The sequence below is a fragment of the Cryobacterium psychrophilum genome (assembly GCF_004365915.1).
Taxonomy (GTDB): domain Bacteria; phylum Actinomycetota; class Actinomycetes; order Actinomycetales; family Microbacteriaceae; genus Cryobacterium; species Cryobacterium psychrophilum.
In genome coordinates this window covers 1,143,641-1,161,551 of the sequence record NZ_SODI01000001.1, presented here as the reverse complement: position 1 = coordinate 1,161,551, position 17,911 = coordinate 1,143,641, and the positions used below count along the sequence as shown (strand labels likewise).

The 17,911-nt window shown below is 65.6% G+C and carries 20 protein-coding genes and 1 tRNA gene; 12 read left to right on the top strand and 9 right to left on the bottom strand.

What is annotated here, in order from left to right:
• Positions 1–74: 74 nt before the first annotated feature.
• From mscL to EDD25_RS05355, 3 genes are all read right to left on the bottom strand, one after another.
• The gene (mscL, locus tag EDD25_RS05365) at positions 75–530 is read right to left on the bottom strand and encodes a large conductance mechanosensitive channel protein MscL (protein ID WP_134172375.1); all 456 of its coding nucleotides are present in this window, start codon (positions 528–530) and stop codon (positions 75–77) included.
• A 79-nt stretch (positions 531–609) separates the two neighbouring features.
• On the bottom strand, positions 610–960 hold the full coding sequence (locus EDD25_RS05360; RefSeq protein WP_134172374.1) for an FmdB family zinc ribbon protein: 351 nt from the start codon (positions 958–960) through the stop codon (positions 610–612).
• A gap of 49 nt (positions 961–1,009) precedes the next feature.
• Positions 1,010–1,588, bottom strand: coding sequence for a 5-formyltetrahydrofolate cyclo-ligase (locus tag EDD25_RS05355; RefSeq protein ID WP_134172373.1), 579 nt, complete (start codon positions 1,586–1,588; stop codon positions 1,010–1,012).
• Between the two features lie 34 nt (positions 1,589–1,622).
• On the opposite strand from EDD25_RS05355, the gene galU reads away from it, so the two are divergent.
• From galU to EDD25_RS05330, 5 genes are all read left to right on the top strand, one after another.
• The gene (galU, locus tag EDD25_RS05350; protein ID WP_134172372.1) at positions 1,623–2,516 is read left to right on the top strand and encodes a UTP--glucose-1-phosphate uridylyltransferase GalU; all 894 of its coding nucleotides are present in this window, start codon (positions 1,623–1,625) and stop codon (positions 2,514–2,516) included.
• Between the two features lie 87 nt (positions 2,517–2,603).
• The gene (locus tag EDD25_RS05345; RefSeq protein WP_134172371.1) at positions 2,604–3,272 is read left to right on the top strand and encodes a GNAT family N-acetyltransferase; all 669 of its coding nucleotides are present in this window, start codon (positions 2,604–2,606) and stop codon (positions 3,270–3,272) included.
• A gap of 82 nt (positions 3,273–3,354) precedes the next feature.
• A complete protein-coding gene (locus tag EDD25_RS05340; protein WP_134172370.1) occupies positions 3,355–4,362 on the top strand; it encodes a hypothetical protein in 1,008 nt (335 codons plus the stop codon).
• Between the two features lie 65 nt (positions 4,363–4,427).
• Positions 4,428–4,500 (top strand) — tRNA-Ala (locus EDD25_RS05335).
• Positions 4,501–4,613: 113 nt separating this feature from the next.
• Complete coding sequence (locus EDD25_RS05330) at positions 4,614–5,123, top strand: mycothiol transferase (RefSeq protein ID WP_134172369.1); 510 nt, start codon at positions 4,614–4,616, stop codon at positions 5,121–5,123.
• Between the two features lie 53 nt (positions 5,124–5,176).
• Here the strand turns inward: EDD25_RS05330 and EDD25_RS05325 are convergent, their stop codons facing one another.
• From EDD25_RS05325 to EDD25_RS05310, 4 genes are read right to left on the bottom strand one after another with little or no spacing between them, the layout of a single operon-like run.
• Entirely contained in the window at positions 5,177–5,833 is a 657-nt protein-coding gene (locus tag EDD25_RS05325) for an SDR family NAD(P)-dependent oxidoreductase (protein WP_134172368.1), read from the bottom strand.
• A complete protein-coding gene (locus EDD25_RS05320) occupies positions 5,833–6,537 on the bottom strand; it encodes an SDR family NAD(P)-dependent oxidoreductase (RefSeq protein ID WP_134172367.1) in 705 nt (234 codons plus the stop codon). The genes EDD25_RS05325 and EDD25_RS05320 overlap by 1 nt, the downstream gene beginning before the upstream one ends.
• Positions 6,534–6,986, bottom strand: coding sequence for a nuclear transport factor 2 family protein (locus tag EDD25_RS05315; protein ID WP_134172366.1), 453 nt, complete (start codon positions 6,984–6,986; stop codon positions 6,534–6,536). Before EDD25_RS05315 ends, EDD25_RS05320 begins: the two co-directional genes overlap by 4 nt.
• Positions 6,983–8,554: a purine-cytosine permease family protein gene (locus EDD25_RS05310; protein ID WP_134172365.1), complete on the bottom strand. Its 1,572-nt coding sequence runs from the start codon at positions 8,552–8,554 to the stop codon at positions 6,983–6,985. Before EDD25_RS05310 ends, EDD25_RS05315 begins: the two co-directional genes overlap by 4 nt.
• A 91-nt stretch (positions 8,555–8,645) precedes the next feature.
• Between EDD25_RS05310 and EDD25_RS05305 the strand changes: the two genes are divergently transcribed.
• Both EDD25_RS05305 and EDD25_RS05300 read left to right on the top strand, forming a co-directional pair.
• The gene (locus tag EDD25_RS05305; protein WP_134172364.1) at positions 8,646–9,314 is read left to right on the top strand and encodes a cyclase family protein; all 669 of its coding nucleotides are present in this window, start codon (positions 8,646–8,648) and stop codon (positions 9,312–9,314) included.
• 9 nt (positions 9,315–9,323) lie between these two features.
• Positions 9,324–9,872 (top strand): helix-turn-helix domain-containing protein, encoded by a 549-nt coding sequence (locus tag EDD25_RS05300; RefSeq protein ID WP_134172363.1) that lies wholly within the window; start codon positions 9,324–9,326, stop codon positions 9,870–9,872.
• Between the two features lie 219 nt (positions 9,873–10,091).
• Here EDD25_RS05300 and EDD25_RS05295 read toward each other — a convergent pair whose 3' ends face one another.
• Together EDD25_RS05295 and EDD25_RS05290 are read right to left on the bottom strand one after the other, a co-directional pair.
• Complete coding sequence (locus EDD25_RS05295; RefSeq protein ID WP_134172362.1) at positions 10,092–11,666, bottom strand: DUF4389 domain-containing protein; 1,575 nt, start codon at positions 11,664–11,666, stop codon at positions 10,092–10,094.
• A gap of 105 nt (positions 11,667–11,771) precedes the next feature.
• Positions 11,772–12,569: an IclR family transcriptional regulator gene (locus EDD25_RS05290; protein ID WP_134172361.1), complete on the bottom strand. Its 798-nt coding sequence runs from the start codon at positions 12,567–12,569 to the stop codon at positions 11,772–11,774.
• 203 nt (positions 12,570–12,772) lie between these two features.
• Between EDD25_RS05290 and EDD25_RS05285 the strand changes: the two genes are divergently transcribed.
• The 5 genes from EDD25_RS05285 to EDD25_RS05265 all read left to right on the top strand — a co-directional run bounded on the left by EDD25_RS05285 (position 12,773) and on the right by EDD25_RS05265 (position 17,910).
• On the top strand, positions 12,773–13,486 hold the full coding sequence (locus EDD25_RS05285; RefSeq protein ID WP_134172360.1) for a CoA transferase subunit A: 714 nt from the start codon (positions 12,773–12,775) through the stop codon (positions 13,484–13,486).
• A gap of 25 nt (positions 13,487–13,511) precedes the next feature.
• A complete protein-coding gene (locus tag EDD25_RS05280) occupies positions 13,512–14,168 on the top strand; it encodes a CoA transferase subunit B (protein WP_134172359.1) in 657 nt (218 codons plus the stop codon).
• Positions 14,165–15,358, top strand: a complete 1,194-nt coding sequence (locus EDD25_RS05275) for an acetyl-CoA acetyltransferase (RefSeq protein WP_134172358.1) — start codon at positions 14,165–14,167, stop codon at positions 15,356–15,358. The genes EDD25_RS05280 and EDD25_RS05275 overlap by 4 nt, the downstream gene beginning before the upstream one ends.
• A 92-nt stretch (positions 15,359–15,450) precedes the next feature.
• Positions 15,451–16,209 carry a LamB/YcsF family protein gene (locus EDD25_RS05270; RefSeq protein ID WP_134172357.1) on the top strand — a complete coding sequence of 253 codons (759 nt, stop codon included), beginning with the start codon at positions 15,451–15,453 and terminating at the stop codon, positions 16,207–16,209.
• Positions 16,210–16,212: 3 nt separating this feature from the next.
• A complete protein-coding gene (locus EDD25_RS05265) occupies positions 16,213–17,910 on the top strand; it encodes a 5-oxoprolinase subunit B/C family protein (protein WP_134172356.1) in 1,698 nt (565 codons plus the stop codon).
• Position 17,911 lies beyond the last annotated feature (1 nt).

The following is a 17,911-nucleotide window of genomic DNA, read 5'->3' as shown; positions in this document are numbered from 1 at the left end:
TTGCCGGGGTGAACGGATGCGCGCAGCCGGATCTCCTGAAGTAGCAACAACACGGCGAGCGGATGCGGCGGTGCTTAGTGCTTAGTGCTTAGTGCTGGGGTGCCCTGCGCCGGGGCGATCGCGTTCTTGGCGAGCAGGTCACGGATCTCGGTGAGCATGTCGAGTTCGGTCGTGGGATCGTCGACGACGGCGGCGGGAACGCCCTCGTCGCGTCGGCGCGCCTGCGCCTTCTTGAGCCGGTTGATCGGCAGCACGAAGACGAAGTAGACCACGGCGGCGATCAGAACGAAGTTGATGAGGGCGGCGAGCACGGCTCCGAGTGCCAGCACCGGCGGATTCTCCCCGCTGCGCAGCGGGATCGTCATCGCCGTGCTGAGCGTCTCCACGTTGAATATCGCGGCGATCAGCGGATTGAAGATGTTGGTGACCAGAGCAGTGACAACGGCGGTGAACGCCGCTCCGATGACAACGGCGACGGCAAGGTCAATGACGTTGCCGCGCATGATGAACTCTTTGAAACCCTTGAACACAGGATGCTCCTGAATATGACTTATCGGGGAAGGTGCACAGGCAGAGGCCCCAGGAAGTCCCAGGAGGCCGTGGGAGGCCCTAGGAGGCCTTCGGCGCGGGGGTCGAGGAGCTTGAGGACGACGACGAGGAAGCCGCGGGAGCGCTGTCCTTCTTGGCCGGCGTGCTCGAAGACTCGGCCGGCTTCGATTCCGACTTGGTCTCGGACTTCTCGCTCGGCTTGCGGTCGAGGTTCGAGTTGGACCGGTTGGAGTCACTCTTCGAATCGTTGCTGTAGAAGCCAGAGCCGCTGAATGTCACGCCAATGGACGAGAAGACCTTGCGCAGCTTTCCCTGGCACGTGGGGCACACCGTGAGTGAGTGGTCGGTGAACGCCTGCTGGATATCGAAGGCGGTGTCACACTCGGTGCAACGGTAGGAATAGGTAGGCACTAAATCTCCAGCTGGTAAGGCACGGCAGGCTTTTGCCTACCGGGTAGAACTAGAACGCGATGATGCGCGTGGGGGTGACCAGGCCGTTGACGGGCTGGTCATGCACCTCGCGGGGTACTTTCTCCAGATACTCATTGTCGAAGACGACAGCGTATACCGGGGGACATTTTTCCATGGAACCGAGGGTCTTGTCGAAATAACCGCGGCCCCAGCCCATCCGCAACCCGCTGGCATCCACGGCAGCGGCCGGAACGATGATCAGGTCGACGTCATTGATGGCGATGGGGCCAAGGAGTTCGCCCACGGCCTCCGGCACGCCGGAGAGGCCCTCAATCTCTTCCTCATTGTCTCCAACGGTCCAGTCAAGAAGGCCGTCGTCCCGTGAAATGGGCAACAGCACTCTCAGGCCCTGCGTCTGCGCCCAGTTGAGAAAAGGTCGGGTATTCGGTTCGCTGCGCGCTGAGAGGTAACAGGCCAGTGAACGAGCGGAAAGATCAATGACGAGGCTCTGCAGGTTCTCGGTGAAACCGGCCGTTGCGGCCTCGCGTTCGCGCGAGGTCAGGTTCTGGCGGCGTTCCCGTAACTCAGCACGGAGCGCCCGCTTGTGGTGAGCGATGTCTGAGTCCATACGTGACATTCTAGATGCCGCTAACGTAGGGGCCATGGGAACCAAAATCACCAAGGCCGTCATTCCGGCAGCAGGACTGGGCACACGCTTTCTGCCGGCCACCAAAGCAATGCCCAAGGAGATGCTCCCTGTCGTCGACAAGCCGGCGATCCAGTACGTGGTGGAGGAGGCCGTGGCCTCTGGTCTGAGCGACATCCTCATGGTCACCGGGCGCAACAAGAACGCGCTCGAGAACCACTTCGACCGCATGACCGAGCTGGAGGCCATGCTGGAGCGCAAGGGCGACCACGCCCGCCTCGCCAGGGTGCGCGAGTCGAACGAGCTTGCCGATATTCACTATGTGCGCCAGGGCAACCCGCGTGGCCTCGGTCACGCCGTGCTCCGCGCCCGCATGCACGTGAACCACGAGCCCTTCGCCGTTCTGCTGGGTGACGACATTATTGACTCGCGCGATATCCTGCTCACCCAGATGATCGACGAGCAGGTGAAGCGCAACACGAGCATCGTCGCCCTCATGGAGGTCGCCCCCTCGCAGATCCACATGTACGGCGCCGCCGCGATCGAGCCCACCGACGACCCTGATGTGGTGCGCATCACCGGACTTGTCGAAAAGCCGAGTGCAGCGGAGGCCCCCTCCAACCTGGCCATCATCGGTCGCTACGTGCTGCGCCCGGAGGTCTTCGATATTCTCGAGCACACCGCACCGGGCAAAGGCAACGAGATCCAGCTCACCGACGCGTTGCAGGAGATGGCTGTCAATCCCGAGGAGACCGGCGGCGTGTACGGCGTCATCTTCCGCGGGCGCCGATATGACACCGGGGACCGCCTCGACTACATCAAGGCCATCGTGCAGCTGGCCGTTGACCGTGAAGACCTCGGCAGGGACCTGCGTCCGTGGCTTCGGGACTTCGTGAAGCAGATGGACTAGGGCAGACTGGCCCATAGCAAGTACTCCCCACACCGTTGGGGTAGCCGGGCGTCGTGCTCGCGCGGCCCACGAAAAGACAGGTCACACGTGCCACTCGCCATTCCCACCCTCAGGGAGGGCCTCGTCACGCTGCGTCCGGTGCGCCTGCGCGACGCCAAGGTGCTCGAGGGGGAACTTCTCGCTAATCGGGTGTGGTTGCGCAAATGGGAGGCGACCAACCCGTACGCGCCTGCGTCTTTCGACTCGAGGGCCAGCATCCGTGGTCTGCTCGCGCATTCTCGTGCGGGCAATGGGCTGCCCTTCATCGTGGAGTACGACGGCCAGCTCGCGGGGCAGCTGAACGTGTCGTCGATCACCTGGGGCTCTCTCTCGTCGGCGACGATGGGGTACTGGGTGGGGGAGCGGTTCGCCGGGAGGTCGGTCACCCCCACCGCGGTGGCCCTCGCCGTGGATTACTGCTTCTACCAGCTCGGGTTGCACCGCATGGAGATCTGCATTCGCCCGGAGAATGCCGCCTCCTTGCGTGTGGTCGAAAAGCTCGGTTTTCGCTACGAGGGGCTCAGGCGGCGATTCATTCACATCAATGGTGACTGGCGCGATCACTTCTGTTTCGGACTCGTTGCCGAAGAGCTCGACCAAGGCGTGATGCGGCGGTGGAAAGACGGTCGTGTCCCGGCGGATGCGGCCAAAGTCAACGCCGCCGATTTCGAGGCGTCCGTGCGGCCGCTCCCGGTCAAATCCCGTTCGGTGTTGTAGGGCTACAAAATAGTGACGAATTTCGATGACACACCATCCGTAATCATGACCGGACTGCCCACCGACTCTTACCGTTGTGAATATGAATGGTGAGGCCCTCGGCGGTGGAGTGATGGTAGCGGTGGCTGCTGTGCTCTGGATGGCCTATTTGATGCCCACCTGGTCCCGCCGACGGGAGTATCTCGCGACCGAGCGAAACGCCGTGCGCCTGCAACAGACGCTGCGCATTCTGGCTGAAACGGCCGAGGTCCCGGCGCAGGTGCGCCTCGAGGCGAACGCACGTACCGTGGCCGAACAACAAAAGATTCTCGCGCGCACCGAAGGAACGGCTCGTTCCGCTGCGCGTGCCGCAACGAAGGAACAGGCAAAGATGCAGGTTGCAGCAGCAGACCAGGCCGAAGCGGATGCCGCAGCCGCGGCACACGGAGTGGCAGCCGCCATTGAGGCGGCTAACCGAACTCCCCTCCCCGTCTCGCCGGCACGAATTCTCCGACGCCTGCGCCGCGGGCGTGCCCTCAGCTCGATCGTGCTCCTCACCGGACTGATCTGCGCCCTCGGTGGCGTCGCGCCGATCGTGGCTACCGGCTCCTGGCTGCTCTTCGGCATGGGCGTCGTCACGGTCGCCGCAGCGTTCCTGACCCTGTCCCGCCTGGCCAAAGTGGCGCGCACGGCGCGCATTGTGCACGTCGCGGCTCCCGCGCGTGCACCTCTCACCGGACAGCCGTTTGAGCCCGTGCACCTCGAGACGACTCCCGTCGTCGCCCCCACCTGGACTCCGCAGCCCCTGCCGCGCCCCCTGCACCTCTCCCGCGGCTCGATCGCGCAGACGGCGATGGCCTCAGTGGATGCCGCGGCCGAGCTGCGTCGCGTCGCCCAGGAAGCCGAGATCGAGCGTCGTGCCTCCCGGATCACCGCTTCCGCCGCGCCCCTTGCGCGCCCCCTGCCGGCCCCGGTGTCGGCGCCGGCGCGTGTGGCTTCGGCGAAACCGTCCACCGACAGTCGCTTCGCCGCGATGGGGATCGTGGGTGAGACGGAGCCCGGTATGACCGACCTTGACGCCGTACTTCGTCTGCGCCGCGCCGTCGGCTAACCCCGAATTGGGTGCGCCCGTGCACGCGGACCCCTCCCGCTCGTGATATTCTGCATAAGCAGTCGGGGGCTATGGCGCAGTTGGTAGCGCGTCTCGTTCGCAATGAGAAGGTCAGGAGTTCGAATCTCCTTAGCTCCACCGCATGCACGAGAAAGGCCGCCTGACAAGGCGGCCTTTTTTGTTTCTTCGGTGGCAACGTTGGCCAGTATCGTGGGATCACACGTACGACCCCGGCCTCACGAAGGAGACCCATGAACTCGACTGACCTGCTCATCGAAGCCTTTGGGCGCGTCCACGGTGCCGTACATGGGGCGCTGGCCGGGGGATCCGCGAAGGCCCTCACTTTTCGAGCGGATGCCGATGCCAACACCATCGCCTGGCTCGTCTGGCACCTCACCCGCGTGCAGGACGACCACGTGGCCGAGCTGGCCGGACGCGAGCAGACCTGGACGCGTGACGGCTGGGCGCAGAAGTTCTCCCTGCCCTTTGAACCGGCGGCGACCGGCTACGGGCACTCGAGCAGCGAGGTCGCCGCCGTGCGTGTCGACGCCGAGCTTCTCGGCGGCTACTACGACGCCGTGCACGCCCAGACGCTCGCCTACCTTCAGGCCTTGACCGACGCAGACCTCGACGAGGTGATTGACCGCCGGTGGATCCCGGCGGTCACCCGCGGGGTGCGACTGGTCAGCGTGATCAGCGACGACCTCGAACATGCCGGCCAGGCCGCCTTCATCCGCGGGCTCGTGCAACGCCGCGGGTAGGCGCACTGCTCAGGGTGTGCCGGGGCGCCCCGGCACGGCAGGTGTGGCCGTGATTACGGGCGCACCTCTCCGCCGCGGCCGAGGGCGACAACCTGGCCGACCATGGCGGACCCGGCCGGGCTCGCCAAATAGACGACAGCGGATGCGAGCGCGCGAGTATCCGCTGCGGCGCCCGGCTGCACGGCGATCTCGTTCACGATCACGCCGTCCGGTCCGAGGTCCCGGGCCAGGGTCTTCGTGAGGGCGATCAGTGCACCGTGAACGGATGCGCCGGCGGTGGCGTTCGGAACGCCCGCCGCACCCCAGCCGGCACCGACCAGAACGATGCGGCTGTCATCGGCCCGGCGCAACGCGTCGACGGTCGCCCGCATTAATCGGAACGGTGTCGACATCGCCTCGTGCACGGCCTGGAACCACTGCGTCACGTCGGTATCGATGAACCGCGCTGGAGCCGGGTTCGCTGCGCCCACCACCAGGATGTTGATGCAGCCGAAGTCCTGCTCGACCGCGGCGACCGCAGCCGCATCGTTTCCGAGCGGCAGGGCGAGCTGCGCCCCCGCGACCACGGAGCCGAGCACCGCGACCCGCACGCCGGTTCGGGCGAGCGCCGCCACCACAGCGGAACGCTCCGCTTCGTTATCGAGCGCAACCAGGGCGACTCTCTGCTCGTTCACGAGACCGTGCTCGTTCAGTACACCGTGCTCGCCCATTAGATTGTTGCTCCGGCGTTGGGGGAGACGACCTGGCCGACGCAGGCGCTGCCCACCTCAAGGAAAAACAGCACGGCGGCGGCAATCTCGGCGGGGCGCACGAGGCGCCCCGCTGGCAGGGTCGCCAGGAATGACTCGGCCCTCCACGGCGAATCCGCTGCCAGCATGGGGGTGTCGGCCGCCCCGGGGGCGACGGTGTTCACGAATACCCCACTGCCCTCAAGCTCGAGGGCGAGACTGCGGCTGAAGCCCACGATGGCTCCCTTCGTTGCGGCATAGTGGGCATCGCCCTGGCTTCCACCGAGGCCGAGATCAGAGGAAATGGTCACGATCGCCCCGCTCCGGCGTTCGAGCATCTGCGGCAGAACGGCGGCGCAGGTCTTGACCGTTCCGCCGATGTTCACGGCGAGCATGCGATCCCACCGTTCGTCGGTGATCGATTCGAGGGGGAGTTCCTCGTAGATGCCGGCCACCGTGACGAGGGCATCGGCCGGGCCGAGCTCCTGCGTCACGCGGGCGGCTGCGGCAGAGAGGGCCGCGGCATCCGTCACGTCGACCTCGACGCTCAGCGCCGTGTCGGAGGAGCGCAGATCGAAGCCGGCCACGCGCCAGCCGGCCGTGCGCAGTGCCACGGCGACGGCGGCGCCGAGACCGCTGGCGGCACCGGTCACGATCGCGACACCGGAATCGGGTGTGGGAGTCATTTTTCGGTCTCAATCATGTCGGGTGAGGCGATGGAGAGATGCTCGTGCACGCACAGCCAGGCGTCGTCGCTGCGCTCCAGAATGATCGACTCCCGTTCGTTGACGGTCAGGATGTCGCCGTTCGTTTCCAGGGTTGTTTCAACGTCGTGGCTGAACACGGCCGTTGAACCGAAGACCTGAATACGGCGATTCGTGGACGTGGCGTCGTGCACGCGAAAACCGTCGTTTGTCTCCCACTCGGTCCAGAGTGCTTCATAGCCGGCGCGACCGTCGATGCGGTGCGGTGTGGTGTGAAACAGGAAGGTCGCATCTTCCGCAAAGCCGGCGAAGTAGGCGGCCTTGCGGTGGCTGCGGAAGTTGTCGATGATCGCGTCGACGGCGGCGAGGGCGTTGGCTTCGGCGCTACCCGGAACGGTCGTGGAAGCGGGAGCGGCGGGCGCTGCGCTCACGGCCTGCGGCTCCGCAGCACGACCATCTTCGCCGCCGTCGAATTATGATCCATTTCAATGACATGGGGGGTGCCGGGCAGGGTCGGGACGATGCGCGCACCGTCCGGGCCGAACACATAGCGTGGTTCGGGAAAGATCCACAGGGCGCCGAGGTACAGCACGGCTCCGGCCGTGACCGCGACGACGAGGCTCAGGTCCATGCCGCCGCCAAGGCTGCTGAACGGTCCGACGATTACTGGCGGATAGTTGGCGAACAGCAGTCCGAGCACCGCCGCACCGATCCAGGCGACCATGCCGCGCCAGTTCACTCCGTCGTTGAACCAGTAGAGGCCTCCGATCTCGCCCTTGTTGAAGACTTGCAGGTTCCGCGCGTCGAAGTGGCCGCGGCGCACGAAATAACCAATGGCCATGATGACGATCCACGGGGTCGTGGTCACGATGATCGCTCCGACGAACGCATTCACGGCGCCGAGCAGGTCGAAGAACAACCGCCCGGTCAGGATGAATCCGAAGGCGACCACGCCGATGCCGATCGTGGCCTGCACCCGGTTGAACCTGGGGAACACCGAGGAGAAATCGAGCCCGGTTCCGTAGAGCGAGGTGGTTCCTGTCGAGAGTCCCCCGATAAACGCGACGAACATGAGCAACAGGGCGTACCAGATGGGTGAGGCCTGAATCAGGGCGAATACATAGTCCCCCTGGCCGGCCACGATCGTCGCGGTGGCGACGCCGAACAGGAACGGGATGAGGGTCAGCAGCTGGCCGAGAAACGTTCCCAGAAACAGCTTGCGAGGTGGTGTGCTTTTCGGAATATACCGGGCCCAATCGCCGAGGAAGGGGCCGAAGGAGATCGGATTACTCATGACGATGAGTGCCGCGGCGACGAAGGTGGGCCAGAATCCGCCGAGGGCGTAGGCATCCACCCCCGGGTTGTACCCGGCGTCGAAGGTGCCCGAGAAGGCAACGATCGCGAGCAGGATGAGGGCCGTATTCGCGATGGCGGCGGTCTTGTTCACGAGAAGCATGAACTGGAACCCGAATACGACAACGACGATGACGATGATGCCGATCACACCGTAGACGACGGTGCGCAGCCCGATCGAGTCGGGCACGCCGACCAGTCGGGTGAGCGCGCCGACGAGGGCATCGCCGCTGACCCAGACCGAGATCGAGTAGAACGCTATCGCGGTCAGCAGAGAAAGAAACGATCCTACGACCCGGCCGCGCACACCGAACAAGGCGCCAGAGGACACTGCATTGTTTGTGCCGGTCTTCGGACCGAACAGGCCCATCGGCATGAGAAACAGGGAGCCCACGAGCACCCCGCACAGTGTTGCGATGACGGCCTGCCAGAAGGAGAGACCGAGCACGATCGGGAACGTCCCGAGCAGCACGGTCGCGAAGGTGTTCGCCCCACCGAACTGAATACGCAGCAGGTCGACCCAGGTTGAGGTGCGGTCCGCGTCGGGGATGGTGTCGATGCCGTGTTGCTCGACCTCGGTCACCTTGGGCCGGTCGTTCAGCACGATCGTTTCGGTGCTGGGAACAACGTCGCTGTTGATACTCATGCTGCTGCCTTCGGGTTGGTGAGATCAGTTGTAAAACAAGCTGAAAGTGACACTAGCGCCGAACTTGACCAATGTGCAATAGTTCTTGACTATGAGGATAAACAAGGTTGTTGATCTGTCACTGGTCATCAACGCCGAAACCCAGACCTACCCCGGCGACCCCGAGGCTCGCTTTCTTGTGCACAGCACGATTGAGCGCGATGGGTTCAATCTGCTGAGCGTGAGCATGGGCTCGCAAACGGGAACCCACGTTGACGCCCCGTACCACTTCGATGAGGCAGCCCCGAAGATTGATGAGATCCCGCTTGACCGGTTCGTCGGCCGTGGCGTCATTGTTGACGCGCGGGGCCTCGGCGCACGCGGTGTCATCACGTGGGAGCACATTTCGCCCCTTGCCGACCAGCTCGAACCGGGCGTGATCGTGCTGCTGCACACCGGGTGGAGCGAGCACTACGGAACCCCGACGTACTTCGAGAATCCGTATCTCGATGCCGACGCCTGCCGACGCATGATCGCGCTCGGGGTGCGTACCTTCGGGATTGACGCCATTAACATTGACGAGACCCCCGATGATGAGCATCCGGGGGTCGGCTTTCCGGTGCACCACCTCATCGCCGACGTCGGCGGTGTGATCAGCGAAAACCTCACCAATGTGGCCGCGATTGACTTCGGGGAGCCGCTCATCTCCCTACTGCCGATCGCCTTCGAAGCCGCCGATGGCGCCCCCGTTCGCGCGGTCGCCCTCAACCTCGAATCCTAGGAGAACAGCGTGACCCGTCAGGTTCCCATCGGTCTGCGACTGCGTGCCGCGCGTCTAAGCAAGGGCCTCACCCTGGAGGCGGTCGCAACGACCGCCGGCATCACGCAGGGGTTCGTGAGCAAGCTCGAACGTGACCAGGTTTCACCGTCGGTGGCCACCCTCGTGGCCATCTGCGATGCCGTCGGGCTCCGGGTGGGTGAGCTGTTCGAGCCGCCAACCGCGCAGATCGTGCGCGCCGGCCAGGGTTCGCCGATCAACTTCGGCGGACGGGGCGCGGCCGAATACCTCATGACGCCCGGAACGCAGAGCCAGGTCGAGGTCATCCAATCGGTGATCGAGCCCGGAGGTACCGCCGGTGTTGACATGTACGTGCTCGACATCGATGTCGAGTTCGTGTTCGTCATGCGCGGCTCACTCGACCTCACCATCGGTGAGAATGCCTTTGTGCTCGGCCACGGCGACGCCATGACCTTTCGCGGACGCGACCCGCACACCTGGCGCAATACCTCGGATAGCGAGGAATGCGAAGTGCTGTGGGTACTGACGCCCGCCCCCTAGCCCGATACTGAATCGCTACGTGGTATCACTGTCAAATGCCCCGCAGCATGGGTACGGGGTGGCCTTATAAGATCCAGTTCTCTTGCCTCAAACGCATATTCTTCCCGTTGACACATTGTCCCTGCACGTCGAGACAAGGACGCCTCAGGACGACACTCAGCACCCGAACGGGCCTGTCCCTGCTGGTGGGCACGATGGCCACCGGCCTGACCGTCCGGGCTACTGAGGTGAGCCGGAGGCGGAGCGGGTGCCCACGGACGCGGGTTCCGGTTCTTCGGCGCCCTGATCGAGGCGGAAGGGTGGGTACTCGTCCCGGAAGAGCCCCGTGTAGGTCAGCACGCGCAGCACCCAGCGGTTGAGACCGAGAATCAGATCGAACAGCGGCTGCTGGTAGCGGCCGCTGAACAACAAGATCACGGCCGCCACGAGCACGAGCAGTCCCAGCAGGGAGGCTCCCGCGGAGACGCCCGTCGGTATCCGCCCGGTCATCGGCCAGCTGGGCATCCACGTTCCACCGGTCGCGGCACCCGTGAACGCGGCAATAATCAGCAGGTGCGGGATGGCCAGCAGCCACGACTTCACAAAGATGAGGCCGCGCGAGAGGCGTTCGGGGTAGTCCACGTCAAAATCGGCCGGGTAGTCGGTCTTGTCCAGTGTGAACGGCGGATACCGGTCGGTGCCGAGGGCGGAATAGGAATAGTAGGCCACCCGCCAGCCCCAACGGATGACGCCCACGTTGAAGGCGAACAGGACACGCGGGTACCGGGCCGTGAACAAAATGGCGAACCACGCGATGACCGTGACGACCGCGAAGGCGAACCCCAGGAAGAAAAGAATGATCACGTGCGGGACGATGAGTACCCACTTGAAGAGCCAGAGCCAGTTCGACAGGTTCAGGTCGAGTGCGCCGCGCACCCGCGAAGGGTAGAGCGAGGCGGGCGGTAGGCCCGCCGTGGGTGCGGGGCCGGCGACGAACCCGGCGTTCCCCGGGCCGGCGACATTCTGCATCGGCTGACCATCCGCGCCCGAGGCGGATGCGCCGCCTCGCTCCTGCTCGCGACCGAGCATGATCGCGCCGACCAGGATCAGGGCGATCCCCACGAGCAGCGAGAGGATCCCTCCGAGGATGAGGAGGACGCCGAGCGGGCCCAGGAAGCCCACCCGCGCGCCCACCGACACGTCGGCAGACACGCCCTGGCTCGCGTCGACGTTCATGATCACGACGGTCCAGCGTCCGGAGGGTATCTCCTTGCCGGACTCCAGGGCGACAACGAGCTCCTGCGTTCCCGTGCCGGTTGTCGATGCGGCCCAGAAATCCTGGGTGCCGGGCGGTGCGGGCTGTTCGGTGCCAGTCAACTGGCGAAAGCGAGCCGCGAACGGATACATCTCCATGCTGGTGATTTCGGAGTGTGCGGCGGAAGCGAGGTACCGTTCAACGTCGGCGGTGGGGGCGATTCCGAGGAACAGCGGGACGTTCGTTTGCGTCGAGGTGGCCTGCAGTCGAATGTTGCCGAGGTCGCCAGCGATTACGGTCAGTCCCTGCTGGTTGCCGAGGTCGAGCGACGGGGACGTCACCGCGTAGGTGTTGACGGAGAGTGTTTCCGTCGGCGTGCTCAAGTAGCCCGCTGCACCCTGTTGCGCATTCACCCAGGCCAACGCCGATCCGCCGAGCACCGTTGCGAGCCCGGACGATGCAATGAGGGAACCGAGGATGACGAGGATGAGCAGGAGCGCCCGACGCCCGCCCCCGGGCCGAGTGGGTGTTGCTGATGATGCGGCCGTTGTTGTGCTCATGCGCAATACCTCAGGCATCCTCGGAAAGTGATCAGCGGGTGGTCTCAACGATGATGTACCCGAATGGCCGGATCTAGGGCCGTACGTCCCAAATCGTTGCGACGTCTAGCGTGCGTGCTGCAGTTTCTGGGTGATCTTGTGCGCCTCATCGAGCAATAGCTGGCCGAGATAAGGTTGCCGGCCGGCCCGAAAACGCGGTTCGATGCCGGTGAGCGAGAGCGCCCACGTGGGCCGTCCGGCCTGGTCGAAGACGGCCGCCCCCATTCCCCAGCTTCCTTCGAGAATCAGCTCGGGGTTCACCGCATAGCCCGTGGCCCGCGTCTGCTCCAGGTGTTGCCGTATGGCTGCGGGGGAGTGCTGCTCTCCCCAGTGTTCCCGGAAGGCCTCGTCCTGCACGAGGAGCCGGTCCACTTCGTCGGTCGACAGGTAGGCGAGGATGGCGAGGCCGGCGGATGCGACGCCGAGTGGAAAACGCACGCCCTCATGGAGAACGAATGAGCGAATGGGGAAACTGCCCTCCTCGCGCAGCAGGCAGACGGTTTCGGCGCCGCGACGGATGGAAAGAAACGCGCTCTCCCCGGTCTCCTCGGCGAGCCGGTGCAGGCTCGGGCGGGCGAGATCCTCGATCGGATAGGACTGTGCAGCCACGGTGCCCATCACAAAGATCTCCGGCCCGAACCGCCAGGTGCCGGCGACCGGGTCGTGGTCCACAAGGCCCTCGCCGAGCAACGAACTGAGCAACCGATGCACGGTGGGCCTGGTGAGTCCGCTCTCGCGCACAATCTGGGCGAGCGGCAGGCCGCGGGGGGCCTGCCCGACGATTCGCAGCAGCAGGGCGACCCGGCTCACGACCTGAGCACCCTGCACCGGGGCGGGAGTGCGGCTGGTGCTGTGGCCTGGCATTGGTGCCCGTTTCTCCTCAGAGGTTGCTTCATGTCCATTATATGGACAAGAACTCTTCGCGTGGTCACGGCATGGATACCTCAGGGGATTGACGGGCCGCATCCGTTGACAGGAGGCCCGTGATCACGGTTGGCTGGGTAGTGTCCGATCCGTCCACAAAGTGGACGACAGCCGATCGGTAGTTGACTCAACGAGGAGATCCAGTGACCAAGGTGCAGACAAGTGCGGCAGAAGCTCTCGGCGACGTGCTCAGGGACGACATGACGCTCGCCGTGGGAGGCTTCGGTCTCAGCGGCATTCCGGCCGATCTCATCGACGCGGTGCGCGCATCCGGTGTCACGAACCTCACCGTGGTCTCCAACAACATGGGCGTCGACGGCAAGGGTCTGGGTGTGCTGCTCGAGACGGGGCAGGTGCGCAAGGTGATTGCCTCGTACGTGGGAGAGAACAAGCTCTTCGCCGAGCAGTTCCTGGCCGGAGCGCTCGACGTGGAGTTCAGCCCCCAGGGCACCCTCGCCGAACGGTTGCGGGCCGGCGGCGCGGGAATCCCCGCGTTTTACACGAAGACGGGCGTGGGCACGCTCATTGCCGAGGGCAAGCCTCTCGCCGAGTTCGACGGCGTCACCTATGTGCAGGAGCGCGGGATCGTGGCGGATGTCGCCCTCGTGAAGGCGTACATGGCCGACACGCGCGGCAACCTCGTCTACCGCTACACCGCACGAAACTTCAACCCCGTCGTGGCCACGGCGGGTCTCGTGACGATTGCGGAGGCGGAGCACATCGTGCAGCCGGGGGAGATCGAGCCAGACCACGTGGTGACTCCCGGGGTCTACATCCAGCGGATCGTGCACTCGCTGAACCGTGCCAAAGACATCGAACAACGCACGGTGCGCCCCCGCGACGCCGTCGCAGCCTGATTTCTAGAGACCCAAGGAGAAGATAATGACCTGGACACGCGACGAAATGGCCGCGATCGCGGCCGAAGAGCTGGTCGACGGCGACTACGTGAACCTCGGCATCGGAATTCCGACGCTCGTGGCCAACAACCTGCCCGCGGGAATCTCCGTGACCTTGCAGAGCGAGAACGGCCTGCTGGGCATGGGGCCGTTCCCCTACGAGGGCGAGGAAGACGCCGACCTGATCAACGCCGGCAAGCAGACGGTCACCGTGCTGCCCGGCGGCTCGATCTTCGACTCCGCCGCCTCCTTCGGCATGATCCGCGGCGGGCATGTGAAGGTCGCCATTCTTGGTGCCATGCAGGTGGCCGGTAACGGCGACCTCGCCAACTGGACCATCCCGGGCAAGATGGTCAAGGGCATGGGCGGCGCCATGGACCTCGTGGCCGGTACCCCGCGCGTGGTCGTACTCACCGAGCACGTGGCCAGGGATGGCTCGGCCAAGATCGTGCACACATGCACCCTTCCCCTCACCGGCCTCGCCGTGGTTGACCGCATCATCTCGGATCTCGCGGTCTTCGACGTGACGCCGGATGGCCTGCTGCTGCGGCGCCTCGCGCCCGGCGTGACCGTGGCCGAGATTCGGGAGAAGACCGAGGCCGATTTCGTTGTGGCTCCCGAACTCTCGGACGTACTCGTATGAGCCTGAAGGAGCGGTTCGGCCGCGACGTGCTCCTCACTGGTTGGGGGCACAGCCGTTTCGGCAAGCTTGTCGACGAGACCCTCGAGACCCTCATCGTTCAGGTGGCAACGGAGGCCCTCGCCCACGCCGGCATTGACGCGAGCCAGGTCGACGAGATCTTCGTGGGCCAGTTCAACTCGGGCCTGACCCCGCTTGCTTTTCCCTCGTCGTTGGCCCTGCAGACGGATGCCGGTCTGCGACACGTGCCCGCGACCCGCGTCGAGAACGCCTGCGCGTCGGGTTCGGCTGCCGTGCAACAGGGCGTGAAGTCGATCCTCGCCGGTACCGCGCGCACCGTGCTCGTGATCGGCGCTGAGAAGATGACGCACGCCCCGGCCGAACTGGTCGGGTCGGCGCTGCTCGGCGCAGATTACGACATGGCCGGAATGCCGTCGACGACCGGGTTCACCGGGCTGTTCGCCACGGTGGCTGCGGCCTATGAGGCGCGCTATGGGGCCATCGGTGACGTGCTCGGCTCGATTGCCGCGAAGAATCACCGCAACGGCGTGGAGAACCCCTACGCGCAGTTGCGCAAGGACCTCGGCGAGGACTTCTGCCAAACCGTATCTGATCGCAATCCGATGGTCGCCGAGCCTCTGCGCCGCACCGACTGCTCTCCCGTCTCCGACGGCGCTGCCGCGCTGGTTCTCACGACCGAGCCGTACTGCTCGGGCGCAGCGGCGACCGGCCCGGTGCGCCTGGCCGGTTTCGGGCAGGCCAACGATTTCTTGCCCGCCGGGCGCCGGGACCCGACCGAGTTCGCCTCGACGCGGGTCTCGTTCGAGCGAGCGATGACGATGGCCGGGGTGGGGCTCGACGACCTGGACTTCGTCGAGGTCCACGACTGCTTCACGATTGCCGAACTGATCATGTATGAGGTGATCGGCCTGACCGGGCGCGGCGACGGGCGACGGGCGATTGATGAGGGCTGGGCCTATATCGGCGGCAGGCTCCCGATCAACGTGTCCGGCGGGCTCAAGGCCAAGGGGCATCCGGTGGGGGCGACCGGGGTGTCGCAGCACGTGATCTCTGCGATGCAGCTCACCGGAACCGCGGGCGAGATGCAGCTGCCCCGTGCCCGCCGTGCTGCCGTGCAGAATATGGGCGGCGTGGGAGTGGCCAACTACGTGAGTGTTCTGGAGGCGGTGTAGCCACGGTTATTCCCAGTTTTAGGCAGATTGTTGAACAATGTGCATAAGTAAGGCAGTCTAGAGAGAACAATTTTTCTTGAGACGGGACACTGATGCCCAGCATTGACCTGAACAGCGACGTCGGGGAATCCTTCGGCATCTGGACCTTTGGCGACGACGCCGCGATTATCGCGTCGGTGTCGAGTATTAACGTGGCCTGCGGATTCCACGCCGGCGACCCGAGCACCATCCGTGCCACGTGCGCGGCGGCGGCCACCGCCCGCGTCACGGTGGGCGCCCACCCGGGCTACCGGGACCTGTCCGGTTTTGGTCGGCGCTTCATCGAAATGAATGCCGTCGACCTCAGCAACGATGTGGTCTACCAGGTCGGTGCCATGCAGGCCCTCGCCAGGGCCGCCGGTACCGAGGTGCGGTATGTGAAGCCGCACGGCGCCCTCTACAACGCCATTGTGCACCACCCCGAGCAGGCTCTCGCCGTGGTCGAGGCCGTGCTCGCCGTGGACCCGTCCCTGCCGGTGATGGTGTTGCCGAACTCGGAGATCGAGCGCGCCGCGCGCGCCGCTGGCCTGCGCACCGTGGCCGAGGGCTTCGCCGATCGCGCCTACAACCCCGACGGCACGCTCGTGTCGCGCAGGCTCCCCGGCGCCGTGCTGCACTCCGTTGCCGCCGTCACCGAGCAGGTATTGCGACTGGCGGGTGACCACCAGGTGTTGGCCATCGACGGCACCCTCATCGACATGGAGGTCGAAAGTATCTGCTTGCACGGTGATACCCCCGATTCCGTGGTTCTCGCCGCAGCTGTGCGTTCCGCCATCGTTGGCTCCGGCATCACCATCGAAAGCTTCGTGTAGCGGATGTTGTCACCGAGTCGATCCGTCCGTCCCGTCGGCGACCGCGCTTTTCTTGTGCAGTTCGCCACGCTCGGCGAAGTATTGAGCATGTATGAGGCCCTGGTGGAGCATCCGCTTGAGGGTCAGGTAGACGTGGTGGCGGCGGCCGAGACTGTGCTCGTGACGGCGAATTCGGCCGCCGCGGCGCGCCGGTGGCCTGCCCTGCTGCGGGCCATCGACGCGAGCCGCCCCACGACCGGTGACGACATGCTCGTCACGATCGACGTCGTCTACGACGGTGAAGACCTCGACGAGGTCGCCGAGCTCACCGGACTCGGCCGGGACGGCGTGATTGCTGCCCACACCTCGCAACACTGGACCGCCGCGTTCGGCGGCTTCGCCCCGGGGTTCGCGTACCTCGTCGGTGATGACCGACTGCTCGTGCCTCGGCGACGCACGCCGCGGCACGCGGTTCCCGCGGGGTCTGTCGCCCTCGCCGACGCGTACTCGGCGGTGTATCCGCGTGTCTCGCCGGGTGGTTGGCAGCTCATCGGACGCACGGATGCCGAGATGTGGAGCCTCGACCGTGAGCAGCCGGCGCTTGTGCAGCCGGGAAACCGGGTGCAGTTTCGCGCCGTTCGTGACGTCGTCGCTGCCGACACCGCAGTGTCGACACCGACGCTGAGCGGCACGTCCTCCGACTCGGCCGCAGGAACCGCCGGTCTCGTCGTGGTGCAGCCGGGGTTGCAGACCACCGTGCAGGACCTCGGACGCCCTGGCCTGGCCAACCTCGGTGTCGCCGGCGCGGGCGCGCTCGACCGTGGCGCCGTGCGGCGCTCCAACAGACTCGCCGGAAACCCGGCCACGGCCGCCGTCCTGGAAAATGCCCTCGGAGGACTCGTGCTCGAGGCGCGGAGCGACCAGGTGCTCGCGGTCACCGGGGCGAGCGTGTCGGTCGAGGTCACCGGCGGTACACACCTCGCGCGCCGGGTGCCGACCGACGCCCCCTTCGCCCTGCACGCCGGAGAACGGATGACACTGGGCACGCCGGAGTGGGGCGTGCGCAGCTACGTCGCGGTGCGCGGCGGCTTCGACGTGCCCGAAGTGCTCGGCAGCAGGTCCACCGACTCCATGTCGGGACTCGGACCCGTTCCGCTGCGCGCCGGCACCGAGCTGAGCGTTGCGCTCGCGCCGCCCACGAGCGTGGTTGGGGCTCCCGAGCCGACACCGCAGCCGCCCGCCGAGGTGACCGATCTGCGCTTCGTCCTCGGCCCGCGCGACGATTGGTTCAGTTCGGAGACGCTCGCCGCCTTCACCGCGGGTACCTACACGGTCACGGCGCAGTCCAACCGCATTGGCCTGCGACTCGACGGGCTGTCCCTCACCCGGTCACGTGCGGGGGAGCTGCCCAGCGAGGGAACCGTGTCCGGGGCGATTCAGCTTCCGGCTTCGGGACTACCGGTGCTGTTTCTTGCTGATCACCCGGTGACCGGAGGTTACCCCGTGCTCGGTGTCGTGCTGCACGCCGATCTTGACCTCGCCGCCCAGCTCGGAACCGGAGCCCAGATCCGCTTCGTGCCTGTTTCCCTGCCCGTCACCTCGTCCTCTTCATCTCCGGCCGGCGCCGACTCCCCGGTGCCACCCGCCACGAGAATCACCCCAGCCGCCGATACGGCGTCCGGCACCATCGCATCCGCTACCACCACCCCGAACGAGAGCTGAA

What these genes read in the sequence shown, in the direction of transcription:
- EDD25_RS05355 (WP_134172373.1), bottom strand. Translation starts at nt 1,588, where the DNA reads ATGGACTCAGACATCGCTCACCACAAGCGGGCGCTCCGTGCTGAGTTA.
- galU (WP_134172372.1), top strand. Translation starts at nt 1,623, where the DNA reads ATGGGAACCAAAATCACCAAGGCCGTCATTCCGGCAGCAGGACTGGGC.
- EDD25_RS05340 (WP_134172370.1), top strand. Translation starts at nt 3,355, where the DNA reads ATGAATGGTGAGGCCCTCGGCGGTGGAGTGATGGTAGCGGTGGCTGCT.
- EDD25_RS05330 (WP_134172369.1), top strand. Translation starts at nt 4,614, where the DNA reads ATGAACTCGACTGACCTGCTCATCGAAGCCTTTGGGCGCGTCCACGGT.
- EDD25_RS05325 (WP_134172368.1), bottom strand. Translation starts at nt 5,833, where the DNA reads ATGGGCGAGCACGGTGTACTGAACGAGCACGGTCTCGTGAACGAGCAG.
- EDD25_RS05320 (WP_134172367.1), bottom strand. Translation starts at nt 6,537, where the DNA reads ATGACTCCCACACCCGATTCCGGTGTCGCGATCGTGACCGGTGCCGCC.
- EDD25_RS05310 (WP_134172365.1), bottom strand. Translation starts at nt 8,554, where the DNA reads ATGAGTATCAACAGCGACGTTGTTCCCAGCACCGAAACGATCGTGCTG.
- EDD25_RS05305 (WP_134172364.1), top strand. Translation starts at nt 8,646, where the DNA reads ATGAGGATAAACAAGGTTGTTGATCTGTCACTGGTCATCAACGCCGAA.
- EDD25_RS05295 (WP_134172362.1), bottom strand. Translation starts at nt 11,666, where the DNA reads ATGAGCACAACAACGGCCGCATCATCAGCAACACCCACTCGGCCCGGG.
- EDD25_RS05290 (WP_134172361.1), bottom strand. Translation starts at nt 12,569, where the DNA reads ATGCCAGGCCACAGCACCAGCCGCACTCCCGCCCCGGTGCAGGGTGCT.
- EDD25_RS05280 (WP_134172359.1), top strand. Translation starts at nt 13,512, where the DNA reads ATGACCTGGACACGCGACGAAATGGCCGCGATCGCGGCCGAAGAGCTG.
- EDD25_RS05275 (WP_134172358.1), top strand. Translation starts at nt 14,165, where the DNA reads ATGAGCCTGAAGGAGCGGTTCGGCCGCGACGTGCTCCTCACTGGTTGG.
- EDD25_RS05270 (WP_134172357.1), top strand. Translation starts at nt 15,451, where the DNA reads ATGCCCAGCATTGACCTGAACAGCGACGTCGGGGAATCCTTCGGCATC.
- EDD25_RS05265 (WP_134172356.1), top strand. Translation starts at nt 16,213, where the DNA reads ATGTTGTCACCGAGTCGATCCGTCCGTCCCGTCGGCGACCGCGCTTTT.